The 12,301-nt window shown below is 67.5% G+C and carries 13 protein-coding genes; 9 read left to right on the top strand and 4 right to left on the bottom strand.

Annotated features, from left to right (window positions below; translation table 11 throughout):
- From AC1D0A_RS21715 to AC1D0A_RS21705, 3 genes are all read left to right on the top strand, one after another.
- The coding region (locus AC1D0A_RS21715; protein WP_476945906.1) for an ABC transporter permease subunit at positions 1-273 on the top strand (273 nt) is incomplete at its 5' end.
- A gap of 10 nt (positions 274-283) precedes the next feature.
- Positions 284-538 carry a hypothetical protein gene (locus tag AC1D0A_RS21710; RefSeq protein WP_243181375.1) on the top strand — a complete coding sequence of 85 codons (255 nt, stop codon included), beginning with the start codon at positions 284-286 and terminating at the stop codon, positions 536-538.
- 109 nt (positions 539-647) lie between these two features.
- A complete protein-coding gene (locus AC1D0A_RS21705; protein ID WP_459383682.1) occupies positions 648-1,715 on the top strand; it encodes a LacI family DNA-binding transcriptional regulator in 1,068 nt (355 codons plus the stop codon).
- 15 nt (positions 1,716-1,730) lie between these two features.
- Here the strand turns inward: AC1D0A_RS21705 and AC1D0A_RS21700 are convergent, their stop codons facing one another.
- Both AC1D0A_RS21700 and AC1D0A_RS21695 read right to left on the bottom strand, forming a co-directional pair.
- Complete coding sequence (locus AC1D0A_RS21700; protein ID WP_243181377.1) at positions 1,731-2,642, bottom strand: DUF8083 family protein; 912 nt, start codon at positions 2,640-2,642, stop codon at positions 1,731-1,733.
- A gap of 31 nt (positions 2,643-2,673) precedes the next feature.
- On the bottom strand, positions 2,674-3,480 hold the full coding sequence (locus tag AC1D0A_RS21695; RefSeq protein WP_476942639.1) for an exodeoxyribonuclease III: 807 nt from the start codon (positions 3,478-3,480) through the stop codon (positions 2,674-2,676).
- Positions 3,481-3,611: 131 nt separating this feature from the next.
- Between AC1D0A_RS21695 and AC1D0A_RS21690 the strand changes: the two genes are divergently transcribed.
- From AC1D0A_RS21690 to AC1D0A_RS21675, 4 genes are all read left to right on the top strand, one after another.
- The gene (locus AC1D0A_RS21690; RefSeq protein WP_028277451.1) at positions 3,612-5,111 is read left to right on the top strand and encodes a CoA-acylating methylmalonate-semialdehyde dehydrogenase; all 1,500 of its coding nucleotides are present in this window, start codon (positions 3,612-3,614) and stop codon (positions 5,109-5,111) included.
- Positions 5,111-6,250 (top strand): enoyl-CoA hydratase/isomerase family protein, encoded by a 1,140-nt coding sequence (locus tag AC1D0A_RS21685; protein ID WP_476946812.1) that lies wholly within the window; start codon positions 5,111-5,113, stop codon positions 6,248-6,250. The genes AC1D0A_RS21690 and AC1D0A_RS21685 overlap by 1 nt, the downstream gene beginning before the upstream one ends.
- A complete protein-coding gene (mmsB, locus tag AC1D0A_RS21680) occupies positions 6,243-7,202 on the top strand; it encodes a 3-hydroxyisobutyrate dehydrogenase (RefSeq protein ID WP_476946811.1) in 960 nt (319 codons plus the stop codon). The genes AC1D0A_RS21685 and mmsB overlap by 8 nt, the downstream gene beginning before the upstream one ends.
- Positions 7,203-7,271: 69 nt before the next feature.
- Positions 7,272-8,051 (top strand): enoyl-CoA hydratase, encoded by a 780-nt coding sequence (locus tag AC1D0A_RS21675; protein WP_223914579.1) that lies wholly within the window; start codon positions 7,272-7,274, stop codon positions 8,049-8,051.
- Positions 8,052-8,067: 16 nt separating this feature from the next.
- Here the strand turns inward: AC1D0A_RS21675 and AC1D0A_RS21670 are convergent, their stop codons facing one another.
- A complete protein-coding gene (locus AC1D0A_RS21670) occupies positions 8,068-11,247 on the bottom strand; it encodes a bifunctional cytochrome P450/NADPH--P450 reductase (protein ID WP_476946810.1) in 3,180 nt (1,059 codons plus the stop codon).
- A 252-nt stretch (positions 11,248-11,499) separates the two neighbouring features.
- Positions 11,500-11,706, bottom strand: a complete 207-nt coding sequence (locus AC1D0A_RS21665; RefSeq protein WP_243181383.1) for a hypothetical protein — start codon at positions 11,704-11,706, stop codon at positions 11,500-11,502.
- A 102-nt stretch (positions 11,707-11,808) separates the two neighbouring features.
- On the opposite strand from AC1D0A_RS21665, the gene AC1D0A_RS21660 reads away from it, so the two are divergent.
- The gene (locus tag AC1D0A_RS21660) at positions 11,809-11,994 is read left to right on the top strand and encodes a hypothetical protein (protein WP_476946809.1); all 186 of its coding nucleotides are present in this window, start codon (positions 11,809-11,811) and stop codon (positions 11,992-11,994) included.
- Positions 11,985-12,191 carry a hypothetical protein gene (locus AC1D0A_RS21655; protein ID WP_476942633.1) on the top strand — a complete coding sequence of 69 codons (207 nt, stop codon included), beginning with the start codon at positions 11,985-11,987 and terminating at the stop codon, positions 12,189-12,191. The genes AC1D0A_RS21660 and AC1D0A_RS21655 overlap by 10 nt, the downstream gene beginning before the upstream one ends.
- The last annotated feature ends 110 nt before the right edge of the window (positions 12,192-12,301 follow it).

Here is a 12,301-nt window from a genome sequence, read left to right as displayed (position 1 = left end):
ATCATGCCGCTGGCCGCACCGGCCATCTTCACGACCGCCATCCTGGCCTTCATCTCCTCGTGGAATGAATTCCTGATCGCCAGCCAGCTCTCGTCCGACGCAACGCAGCCGGTCACAGTGGCCATTGCAAGCTTCGCCGGTGCGCAGCCGAACCAGATTCCGTACACCGCGATCATGGCTGCGGGAACCATCGTGACCATTCCCTTGGTCATCCTGGTGCTGGTGTTCCAGCGTAAGATTGTCGCGGGCCTCACGGCCGGCGCGGTTAAGTGACTGAGGCGTGATGACTGACGAGCAGAACCAGGGCCACGTGCCGGCGACGCGTCGAAAGGTGCGCTCCGGCGAGGACTTCGACATCATCATCGGGTTCCTCGGCTTTTGGGCCGTGGTGCTGCTGGTGGTCACTGTCTGGATGGAAGTGACCGCCCAGCCGGCCCTCTTCTGGGCCCTGGGCCTGCTCGCCATGCTGCTGGCCCTCTACGGGATGATCCGGCTGCGCCGGCGTTTGCCGCGCCGGACGGCCAGCCGGCGCGGCTAGGCAGCCGGACAGCAGCGGGGCAGGATTATTCAGCCGCCGGGGGGAGGCGGGCGAAACACGTCTGCGGGCAGCCGCCAGGCTTCCACGGACCGTTAATTAGGGGGCACAGGTGGCACGGACGGAACGGGCGCAGCGCGGCGGCCACTCGGGTGTCAGCATTGAGGATGTCGCCGCCGCTGCGGGCGTGTCAACGGCCACCGTATCCCGGGCCGTCCGGGGACTGCCCCGCGTTTCCCCGGCAACCCGCGAGAAGATCCTCGGCATCGCCGAATCGTTGGGCTACGTCGCGTCGTCCTCGGCGTCCGGCCTGGCGACGGGCCGGACCAAAACCATCGGCGTGCTGGCCCCGTTCGTCAGCCGCTGGTTCTTCTCCAAGGCCATCGAGGGCGCCGACCGGGAACTGCACTCACGGCAGTACAACCTTTCCCTCTTCAACCTCGGCGGCCACGGCAGCCACCGTGAGCGGCTCTTCAGCAAGACCATGGTCTACAAGCAGATCGACGCCCTGCTGGTCCTCTGCATGGCGCTCACCCACGAGGAAATCGAGCATCTGCAGAAAATCGACATCCCGCTGGTGGTGGTGGGAGGCCACGTCGAGGAGTGCCCCTACATCGGCATCGACGACTACGCCGCGGCCGCCACTGCAGTGCGCCACCTGATCGGGCTGGGCCACACGGACATCGCGCTCCTGCACGGCGACGACGAAACCGACCTCAACTTCGACGTCCCCAGGGTCCGGATCCAGGCTTTCCACGACATCATGGGCGAGGCGCGGCTGCCCGTCCGGGCCGAATGGGACCTCTGGGGGGACTTCACCGTGCGCAGCGGTCAGGAGGCATTCCGCCGCCTTTGGGCCGCCGACGGTCCCAAGCCCACAGCAATCTTCTGCGCCTCCGATGAGATGGCCATGGGCATCATCTTCGAGGCCAACAAAGCCGGTGTGCGCGTCCCGGAGGACCTCTCGGTCATCGGCATCGACGACCACGACTTCGCCGAGGCCATGGGCCTGACCACAGTCGGGCAGCGCCCGGACCAGCAGGCCGAACTCGGCACCAAAATGCTGCTGGACGAGCTCGACGGCATTTCCGGCTCCGTGCAGTCGGCTGTGGCGCCGCACCGGCTGATTATCCGGACGACGACGGCGCCGCCGCTGCGCCAGTCCGCGCGGCTCCGCTAGCGGCGTCGGGCCGGGCTAGGACGCGCGGGCCAGCTGGCGGATTGGCACCCAACGCGAGGCCAGCCGGCGGTAGGCCGCGGCGGCGCCGGTCATGTCCCCCTCCGCCAGGCACTCGATGCCGAGGCGTACGTCCAGCGGCGAATCATCCGGATAAACCTTGTCAGCCACCCCGCCGTAGTCGAGTTCCACTGCCGAGTCCGGGTGGAAGAGCTCGAGCCATTCCGTGAGCTGGGTCAAATCCTCAAGCATGTCGAGATCGGGCGCGGCGAGGGCCAGGTGCGCCACCGCGTAGCTCACCCGCTCCAGCGCGTTGCCGATGCCGGCGCGGATGCGGACCGTCACAATGTGGCCGTCGGCTTCGACGACGTCGGTGGGATCCGATTCCTGGAAAAGGCAGAACCAGCTGAACGGAATGCCCCACGTGGACGCCCTGGTGTGGACCCGGCTCAGGCCATCGTGGGCGCGCACCTCATCAATGCGTTCCTGGTGTTTGTCCCGCTGTTCTTCCGGGATCAGCAGCTGGGCCAGGGGCCCGTGGATGCCTTCCATCAGGGCATTGGCGGCCAGCCCGGCGCGGAGGACCAGCTGGCTGGGGCAGTACAGCAACCGGTCGGGCTGCGGGGCGGCCGCTGTCCCGGACTTGACGGCGTCGAGCGTTGCGCCGGACGGGGCCCGCCTGGCCGGGACCGCGACAACGCGCACCAGATCGGTCCGGCCGGTGGGAAACGGATCCCCGTCGGGCCGGGTGATGCGGCCCAGGGACGCCAGCAGCTCGGCGTTCTCCACAGCGGCGCGGGACGCCTGGCCGGCGCCGGCGGCCTCCAGGGTCTTCCGTTGCTGTTCGGGGAACGCCTCGAGGGGCTCGTAGATCCGGAGCGCGGAAGAGAACGGCAGCCCGGACTGTCCGTGGTAGATGCTCCCCGTCATTGGATCACGACGCTTCCCTGGCCGGCAGCCATTAGTCCGCCAGTTCCGCAATCACCGGGGCATGGTCCGAGGCGCCCTTGCCCTTGCGTTCCTCGCGGTCGATCATCGCACCGGTGACCCGTGCCGCCAGGGCCGGGGAGCCGAGGATGAAGTCGATCCGCATACCCTCCTTTTTCGGGAAGCGGAGCTGCGTGTAATCCCAGTAGGTGTAGACGCCGGGCCCCGGGGTGTACGGGCGGACGACATCCTGGAAGCCGGCCTCCTCGAAGGCGTGGAAGGCGGCCCGCTCAGGTTCACTGACGTGGGTCATGGCGTTGGCGCGGAAGAAGTCGATGTCCCAGACGTCATCGTCCTGCGGCGCGATATTGAAATCGCCCATCAGCGCGATCTGCGCCTGGGGGTCCTCCTTGACCCAGGTGCCGGCGTGGGTTTTCAGGATGTCCAGCCAGTTGAGCTTGTAGGGCATGTGCTCATCGTCGAGGGCGCGGCCGTTCGGGACATAGAGGCTCCAGACCCGGACGCCGCCGCACGTGGCGCCGATGGCGCGGGCTTCCTGCACGGCGTCCTTGCCGCTCTTGCCGAACACGGGCTGGTCCAGGAAGGTGCGTTCGACGTCGTCGAGTCCCACCCGGGAGGCGATCGCGACGCCGTTCCACTGGCTCAGGCCGAAGTGCGCCACCTCGTAGCCCATGTTCTCGAAGAGCTCCCAGGGGAAGTTCTCGTCCTTGCATTTGGTTTCCTGGATGGCCAGGACGTCGCAGTCCGTGCGCTGAAGCCAGGACTCTACACGGTCGGCGCGGGCACGGAGCGAGTTCACATTCCAGGTAGCAATCTTCACAGTCCCTAACTTACCGAACTTGGCCACCGGACGAAGCCGCCGGCCGGCTCCGTCCTCTGGAAATTAGTAGGAAGTCCGAGTATATTCGGCTGAAGAGATGATCTAGGTCACATGCAAAGGAGCATTCGGTCATGGTTCGAGAACTATCCCATTACATTGACGGGCAGCGGGTTGAGGGTACCTCCGGCCGGTTCAGCGACGTCTATGATCCCTGCACCGGCGAGGTCCAGGCCCGGCTGCCGCTGGCCAGCACCGAGGAGGTGCGCAACGTGATCGCCAGCGCCGAAAAGGGGCAGGTGGAATGGGCCGCGATGAATCCGCAGCGCCGCGGCCGGATCCTGCTCAAGTTCGTGGACCTGGTCAACGAGCACATGGACGAACTCGCCACCCTGCTGTCCTCCGAGCACGGCAAGACCTTCCCGGACGCCAAGGGTGACATCCAGCGCGGCATCGAAGTGGTCGAATTCGCCGCCGGCGCCCCGCACCTGCTCAAGGGCGAGTTCTCGGACAACGCCGGAACCGGCGTCGACGTGCACTCGATGCGCCAGCCCCTCGGCGTCGTTGCCGGCATCACGCCGTTCAACTTCCCGGCCATGATCCCGCTCTGGAAGTCCGGGCCGGCTCTCGCCGCCGGCAACGCTTTTATCCTCAAGCCCTCCGAACGTGACCCCTCCGTGCCGCTGCGCCTCGCCGAGCTCTTCACCGAGGCGGGCCTCCCCGACGGCGTCTTCAACGTCGTCAACGGGGACAAGGAAGCGGTGGACGCGCTGCTGGAGGATCCCCGGGTCCAGGCCATCGGGTTCGTCGGCTCCACGCCCATTGCCCAGTACATCTACGCCACCGCTGCGGCGAACGGCAAGCGCGCGCAGTGCTTCGGCGGCGCCAAGAACCACATGGTGATCATGCCCGACGCGGACCTGGACATGGCCGCGGACGCCCTGATCGGGGCAGGCTTCGGCTCCGCGGGCGAGCGCTGCATGGCGATCTCGGTGGCCGTTCCGGTGGGCCGGAAGACCGCGGACGTCCTCGTGGAGAAACTGCAGGAGCGGATCGCCGGCCTCAAGGTCGGCCACAGCCTCGCCAAGGATTCCGATTTCGGCCCGGTGGTGGCGGCCTCCGCAAAGGACCGGATCGAAGGCTACATCGCCTCCGGCGTCGAGGAAGGCGCCAGCCTGGTCACCGATGGCCGCGGCCTGAAGGTGGAAGGCTACGACGGCGGCTTCTGGGTCGGACCCACGCTGTTCGACAACGTCACGAAGGACATGAAGATCTACAAGGAGGAAATCTTCGGCCCGGTCCTCAGCGTGCTCCGCGCCGAAGACTACGATGAGGCCCTGCGGCTCTGCAGCGAACACGAGTTCGGCAACGGCGTGGCCATTTTCACCCGCGACGGCGACGCCGCCCGCGACTTCGCCAGCCGGGTCCAGGTGGGCATGGTGGGCATCAACGTCCCCATCCCCGTGCCGATTGCGTACTACACCTTCGGCGGCTGGAAGGCGTCCGGATTCGGCGACCTCAACCAGCACGGGGCCGACGCCTTCCGCTTCTACACGAAGACCAAGACGGTCACCAGCCGCTGGCCGTCCGGTATCCGCCAGGGCGCCAGCTTCATCATGCCGGAAGGCAGCTGATGGGGGCGGAGGCTGCGCGGGTGGCGGACAGTGGAGCAGCGGCCGGCGAACCCTTGGCCGGGGAAGTGACGTTTGAACGGCGCGGCCGCCTCGGCGTCGTGACGCTCAACCGGCCCGCGGCCGTCAACGCCCTGACGGCCGGCATGGCCGCCGCGATGCTCGAACAGCTCACGCTCTGGGCCGACGACGACGCCGTGGCCGCGGTACTGGTCCGCGGCGCCGGGGACCGGGGCCTCTGCGCCGGCGGGGACATCGTGGCCATCTACCGGGACATGCTCGACGGCGGGGACGCCACCGCGGACTTCTGGGCGGTCGAGTACCGGCTGAACCTGCTCATCTCCGAATACCCCAAGCCGTACGTCGCGTTCATGGACGGGCTGGTGCTGGGCGGCGGCGTGGGGATCTCGGCCCACGGCTCCGTGCGGATCGTCACCGAACGCACCCGCACGGGCATGCCCGAAACGACGATCGGGTTTGTTCCCGACGTCGGCGGCACCCTGCTGCTCGCCGGCTCGCCGGGGGAGACCGGCACCCATGCGGCCCTGACCGGAGCCCATCTGAGCGGCGCGGACGCGCTGTTCCTGGGCCTCGCCGACTGCTTCGTGCCCTCCGGCCGTTTGCCGGACCTGGCGGCAGCGCTCGAAACCGAGGAGGCGGAGGCCGCCGTCGCCCGATTTGCCGAACCGGCACCGGCTTCAGCCCTGGCCGCACAGCAGGAATGGATCGACGCCTGCTACTCCAGCGACGACGCCGGGGAAATCCTGCGCCGGCTGCGGGCCTTTGGTGGAGAGGCGGCCGGGGAGGCCGCCGCAGCCGCGGACACCATCGAGGCCAAGTCGCCGACGGCGGTCAAGGTGGCGCTGGAATCCCTGCGCCGGGTCCGCGGCCTGAGCCTGGAGCAGGCGCTGGAGCAGGAGTACCGCGTCGGCCTGCGCTTCCTCGACGGCCCGGACTTCCGCGAAGGCATCCGCGCCCAGGTGGTGGACAAAGACCGCAATCCCCGCTGGAAACCCGCCACCCTCGCCGAGGTCACCGGGACGGACGTCGCGGCCTACTTCGCCCCGCTGGGCGGGCGCGAACTAAAACTCTCTCCGAAGGAGAAGAACGCGGAGAAGAACAAGGAGAAGAACCATGTCTGACGCAGGAGCCCCGGTTACCGGCACCATCGCCTTCCTCGGCCTGGGCCACATGGGCGGCCCCATGGCCGTCAACCTGGTCAAGGCCGGCTACCGGGTGACCGGCTTCGACGTCGTGCCGGCGGCCCTGGACGCCGCCCGGGAGCACGGCATTCCCACTGCCGGGACGGCTGTCGAGGCGGTGGCGGGCGCCGCCGTCGTGCTGACCATGCTGCCCAGCGGCAAGCACCTCCTTGACGCCTACCGCGGTGCCGGCGGTGCGCCCGGCCTGCTCGAAGCCGCCGCCCCGGGCACCATGTTCCTGGATTGCTCCACCATCAACGTGGACGAGGCCCGCGAGGCCGCAGAACTCGCGGTCGCGGCCGGCCACCGCGCCGTCGACGCCCCCGTGTCCGGAGGCGTGGTGGGCGCCGAAGCCGGCACGCTCACTTTCATGGTCGGTGCCCTTCCCGAGGACTTCGAGGCCGTCAAACCCCTGCTGGAAGTCATGGGCAAGCGGGTCGTCCACTGCGGCGCGCACGGTGCCGGCCAGGCGGCCAAGATCTGCAACAACATGATCCTGGGCGTCTCGATGATCGCCGTCAGTGAGGCCTTTGTGCTGGGCGAGAAGCTCGGCCTGACCCACCAGGCGCTGTTCGACGTCGCTTCCGCCGCCTCGGGACAGTGCTGGGCGCTGACCACCAATTGCCCGGTGCCCGGTCCGGTCCCGACGAGCCCCGCCAACCGGGACTACCAGCCGGGCTTCGCCGGGGCGCTCATGGCCAAGGACCTCAACCTGGCCCTCAACGCGTTGCAGAGCACCGGCGTCGCGGCCCGGCTCGGGCCGCTCGCGGCCGAAATTTACGATACGTTTGCCGCGGAAGGCGGTGCCGGCCGGGACTTCTCCGGCATCATCACCGACATCCGGGAAAAGTCGGAAGCAGGCAAATCCGAGGCAGGCACGGCCGGGCACTAGTTTTCGGACCGAAGCCAACGCGCAACATCAGAACCAGAACCAGACCAGCACCACCTAAGGGGACCACCCATGACGGAACAGTACGCAAACATCCTGGTGGAGCGCCGCGGCCGCGTGGGCCTCGTGACGCTCAACCGGCCCGAGGCCCTCAATGCCCTGAACAAGGCCACGATGGACGAGCTGGTGAAGGCAGTCGCCGGGATGGACGCGGACCCGGGGGTCGGTGCCGTGGTGGTGACCGGTTCGGCGAAGGCCTTTGCGGCCGGCGCGGACATCAAGGAAATGCAGTCCAAGGGCTACATGGACATGTACGCGGCGGACTGGTTCCGCGGCTGGGAAGACTTCACCCGGCTCCGCATCCCCGTCGTGGCAGCCGTGTCCGGCTTTGCGCTCGGCGGCGGCTGCGAGCTGGCGATGATGTGCGACTTCATCATCGCCGGGGACAACGCCAAGTTCGGCCAGCCGGAAATCAACCTTGGCGTGCTCCCCGGCATGGGCGGCTCGCAGCGCCTGACCCGGGCAGTGGGCAAGTCCAAGGCGATGGACATGATCCTGACCGGCCGCTTCATGGACGCCGAGGAGGCCGAACGCGCGGGCCTCGTGTCCCGGGTGGTCCCCGCCGCGGACGTCGTCGAGGAGGCGCTGAAGGCCGCCGAGGTGATCGCGTCCAAATCCAAGCCGGTGGCGATGGTGGCCAAGGAAGCGGTGAACGCCGCGTTTGAGACCGGGCTTGCCCAGGGCGTGCTGTTTGAACGGCGCGTGTTCCACTCGCTGTTCGCCACGGAGGACCAGAAGGAAGGCATGGCCGCCTTCACCGAGAAGCGGCAGCCGGAGTTCAACCACCGCTAGGCGGCACCGGCCGGCCTCAGGTGAAGATGTCGGCCACGTACCTGCCGTGGGTGCGCTCCACTTCATCCATCCAGGCCTCGGCATCCGCCTTGGAGGCGCCGGTCGCTTCCTGGTAAATGAGGGCGCACGTGTCCCTTACCTGCGGCGCCATGTGCTTGCCGTCGCCGCAGACATAGACCGTGGCGCCCTGCCGGACCAGCTCGACGACGTCGGCCCGGTCTGCCCAGAGCCTGTCCTGGACGTATTTCAGGCCGTCCTCGGGTGCGGTGGAAAAGGCCGGCCGCAGATCGAGGTTGGCTTGGTCCGCCCACGACGCGAGTTCCGAGCGGTAGAGGAAGTCGGTGTCCGGGGCGCGGCAGCCGAAGAACAGGAGGGCAGGTGCCGGCGTCGTCTCCTCGGCCTCGGCCCGCAGCGCCCGGTCCTGGACGAACCCGCGGAAGGGGGCTAGCCCCGTCCCCGCGCAGACCATGATGAGCGGGACCGCCAGGGAGGGCGGCGGGTGGAAGGCCGCGTTCGAGGGGCGGACAGTAACCGCGACCCTTGACCCGGGCCTGGCCTGGGCGAGGTAGGTGGACGAGGCCCCTTCGAAGACCCCGCGGCCGGACCACGCCGGAGCCTGGATGACGGCGAAGGTCAGGGTCACGTGGTCGGGGCTCCAGAGCGGGGACGAGGAGATGGAGTACCGCCGGGGGGTCAGCTGGGTCAGCAGTTGCAGGAACGAGGTGAACGACAGCTGGCATGACGGATACGTCTCCAGCAGGTCAAGGAGGGAAACGCGCTTGTCGAGGACCTCGGCCGCGTACCGCCCGCGGTCCTGGGCCAGGGCCTCAAGTTCGGCGCGGTGGGCAGGATCGGCCGCGACATCCGCCAGGTCCTCGAGCTGGGTGCGGGTGGCGGGGACTGCGAGCTCCACGTAGCTGCTCAGCAGTTCGCCCACGGCCACCGGCGCGCCCGTGGGCAGGAAGGTGTCCCCGCGCTCCATGGCCAGCTGGACGTGCGAGTCGTAATCGAGGTTGAAACGGGCCAGGGCCCGCTGCACGAGTTCGCTGGGATTCAGGGGCAGCACGGCCAGATAATCCCCGGTCCGGTAGCTCATCCCCTCGGGCAGGGCGATCTCGACATGCCGCTTGGACCGGGCGCCGGGCTTGGCCAGATCGACCAGTTCCCGGTTCGCGACGACGGTGCCCAGCGCCAGCCCGTTCTGGCGCAGCATCGGATCCCGGACGTTCCCGACAAACTGCAGTTCCAGCTCGGGCTGCGCTGTCGGCGGGCTGGTCCGCTGCCCCAGGGCGGCGTCCACCGCGGGCCAGAATCCCGCGTACCACTCGTCGAAATCGCCGAAGAAGTCGCCGCGGGCGTTGGCCTCGCCCCGGGCATAGATCCGCGTGGCACCGGCTGCCTCGAGCCGGGCGTCGATGGCCTTGGGGACCTCCTGGTACGTTCGCGCCCAGTCCTTATTGCCGTTGCCGAAGACCGTGTACCGCACCCCGGCGAGGGCGCCCGGCCGCAGGCCCTCGGTCCAGGCCACGAATTTTCGGGCGTTGTCCGGCGGCTGCCCCTCGTAGGAGGACGTCACGATCGCGACGAGACCCTCCGTGGGCAGCCCGCCGGCCGCCTCGTCGAGCGGACCGATGGTGGGGCTGTAGCCGCGCCGTCCGGCGTCGTTGGCGAGGCGCTGGGCGAAGTCCTTGGACGTGCCTGCATTGGAACCGTAGAGCACCCGGATCGGGACGCCGTTGGGCGCGGCGGCCGCCGCTGCGGCTTCGGCCTGCCGTGCCTGTTCGACGTCGGCCCGGGGGCTGGCCGCGATGGTGACGTCCCGCCTGCGCACGTGGATGAACAGCCCTTCAGGCTTCATGGTCAGCGTGTGTTTGATCTGCAGCTCATAGCCCGGGTCCGCCGCCGTGACCTCGAAGCGCTGCAGGAGCTTGGCCAGGAAGAGCATGGCCTCCTGCAGGGCAAATCCCCGGCCGATGCAGGAGCGCTGCCCGTTGCCGAAGGGCTTCCAGGCATTGGCGGGGATTTCGGCGGCCCGTTCCGGGGAGAACCGCTCAGGGTCAAAGATGCCGGCGTCCTCGCCCCAGGCCGCCTTGTCCCGATGCAGTTGCGGGATCAGGATCATGATGGGCTGGCCCGCGGGGACTTCGTAGCGGCCGCCGAGCGTCGTGTCCTCGTAAGGAGTCACGTTGAACGCCGGGGCGGTAGGCCACAGCCGAAGCGTTTCCTTAAGGATCTGGTCCAGGTACCCCAGCCGGGGCAGGTGCTCGAACCTGGCGCTTTCGGTGCCAAGGACCTCGTCCACTTGTGCGCGCGCCTTGGCCAGGACGCCCGGATGGCGCAGCAGTTCGTAGAGTGTAAAGGACAGCAAGCCGCTGGTAGTCTCGTGCCCGGCAATCAGGAATGTGACCATCTGATAGCGGATGTTTTCATCGGATAAACGCTCACCGGTCACCGGGTCCGCCGCGCTGAGCATGGTGTCCAGGATGTCTTCGCTGCCCGGCGGGCTGGGGTTGCGCCGCCGGTCGCTGATGATCTGTTCGGCGACCTCGAACATCAGGGCATGGTCTTCCTCGAGCTGGTGCCGCCTGCGCAGCATGATCTTGTTCTGCACTGGGAGCCTGCGCGCCCGGTCCCCGGATTCAACCAAGGCGCGGACCATGGCGCCGACGAACGGGTGCATCTCCTCCCGGTAGAGGCTGTTGAACCGGTAGTTGAACGAGCACAGGGCGATGGTGTCCAGCGTCAGGCGGGTGGTGCTGTCCGGAATGTCGATCCGCGCCGTGGGGCCCAGCCTCTCCCACTTGAGCAGCAGCTGCTCGACGATGTCGTCCATGCCGGCGAACATCCGCTTCAGCGCTGCAGGCCCGAACGCCGGCATCAGGATCCGGTGTGCCTTTTGCCAGTTGGGTTCCTGTGTATCTGCGGTGAACAGGCCGTCGCCGGCGAACTGCCTCACCTGCCGCAGGGCAACGCCCAGCACTTTGCCGAACCGGGACTCATCGCACACCTCGTTGACGAGCTGCTGGGAAGAGATGGCGACGATACTGCGGTTGAAGAACTGGATGCGGACTATGGGGCCGTACCGCTCCGCCAGCTCGACTATTCCCAGGATTCCCTTGCTGGAGTCGATGTCCGGCAAATTGCCGACCACCGGCCTCGTGGGGGGCTGCGGTATAGGGACGCTGGGCGAAGTCATGGCCACTCCTAGGCGATCGCCAATGGACGCGCTGTGAGCACTGCTTGCTGCCTGGCCGGACGGGACCGGCCCGGCCAGCTCCGCACCACGATACTCCGGCCACCTGCCGGGCAAAATAGGTACGGCAACCAAACGGGGTCAGCCCGCTGGGAGGCCTGCGCAACGGGGGACCTGCCTGGCGCGACACGCCGGTTGGGATCTTGGCGTTCCTGCTGCCGGCGGGGTGGGAATGTCAATCAGACTTGAGCCCACTTAGCACAGCAATCGCAGCTTGAACGGGAACCACATTTTGCCGTGGAAACGACTGAAAGGCGCTTCGCGTTGCATGGTTGTCACCGAGGCAAGGGCCGCATCACGCTCGGAGTTAGGGGACAGGATCATCTCGTTCTTCACGGCTTCCAACAATTCGACCACCGTTGCCGACGATACATGCTCGGGATTGCCCAACGTCCGGTCCATGAGGCTACGCTCAGCTTCAGTCGAATAGCGAAGCAGCATTAGATCCGCTCTGGGTCCTGGATGACTTCCGGTCCGGCCGCAGGGTTACCACCACCAACCGCGGTGCCTTGGATCCGCGGGCGCCTGAGCGGTGATGAGCCGGCAGGCTGGAGCCGCTATGACACTCCCGGCTCCACGGTCTACATTTCCGACAATGACGAGATCGCCTTCGCGGAGGTGCTGTCCGGCTACACCTTGAAGCTTGACGCCAAGCACCCGATGCAAAAGGAGCCGACTTCATGGGGATGACCCTGGAGGACTGCGTCAAGGGCGTCAAAGACGACTGGGGCAACCAGGTCAAGATGGGTTGCCTGCCGCGGCACTGGCGCGACCGGCGCAGCACCTACCAGCTCAGCCTGGATAACGCAGGTTGGTGGGTTGATGTCGAGCACCCTGACTCCATCGCAGCCCTAGACAATATGAAGTGTGGTGGTTGCCTGAAGTAGGACTGGAACCCCGGGTTCAAAGAGATTCGTGGGTTGCCGGCCCACGGTCTGTTCCGCATTCTGGTGCGGGTGTGGACTGGTAGAGCCACATTTGAACGTCTGGAGGTTCC

Source organism: Arthrobacter sp. P1_D4, assembly GCF_056406115.1.
This window is presented reverse-complemented; position numbering and strand designations above follow the sequence as displayed.

Bases quoted from the DNA above. Each gene is read 5' to 3' on its own strand.
- AC1D0A_RS21710 (WP_243181375.1), top strand. From the start codon at position 284: ATGACTGACGAGCAGAACCAGGGCCACGTGCCGGCGACGCGTCGAAAG.
- AC1D0A_RS21700 (WP_243181377.1), bottom strand. From the start codon at position 2,642: ATGACGGGGAGCATCTACCACGGACAGTCCGGGCTGCCGTTCTCTTCC.
- AC1D0A_RS21690 (WP_028277451.1), top strand. From the start codon at position 3,612: ATGGTTCGAGAACTATCCCATTACATTGACGGGCAGCGGGTTGAGGGT.
- AC1D0A_RS21685 (WP_476946812.1), top strand. From the start codon at position 5,111: ATGGGGGCGGAGGCTGCGCGGGTGGCGGACAGTGGAGCAGCGGCCGGC.
- mmsB (WP_476946811.1), top strand. From the start codon at position 6,243: ATGTCTGACGCAGGAGCCCCGGTTACCGGCACCATCGCCTTCCTCGGC.
- AC1D0A_RS21675 (WP_223914579.1), top strand. From the start codon at position 7,272: ATGACGGAACAGTACGCAAACATCCTGGTGGAGCGCCGCGGCCGCGTG.
- AC1D0A_RS21670 (WP_476946810.1), bottom strand. From the start codon at position 11,247: ATGACTTCGCCCAGCGTCCCTATACCGCAGCCCCCCACGAGGCCGGTG.
- AC1D0A_RS21665 (WP_243181383.1), bottom strand. From the start codon at position 11,706: ATGGACCGGACGTTGGGCAATCCCGAGCATGTATCGTCGGCAACGGTG.
- AC1D0A_RS21655 (WP_476942633.1), top strand. From the start codon at position 11,985: ATGGGGATGACCCTGGAGGACTGCGTCAAGGGCGTCAAAGACGACTGG.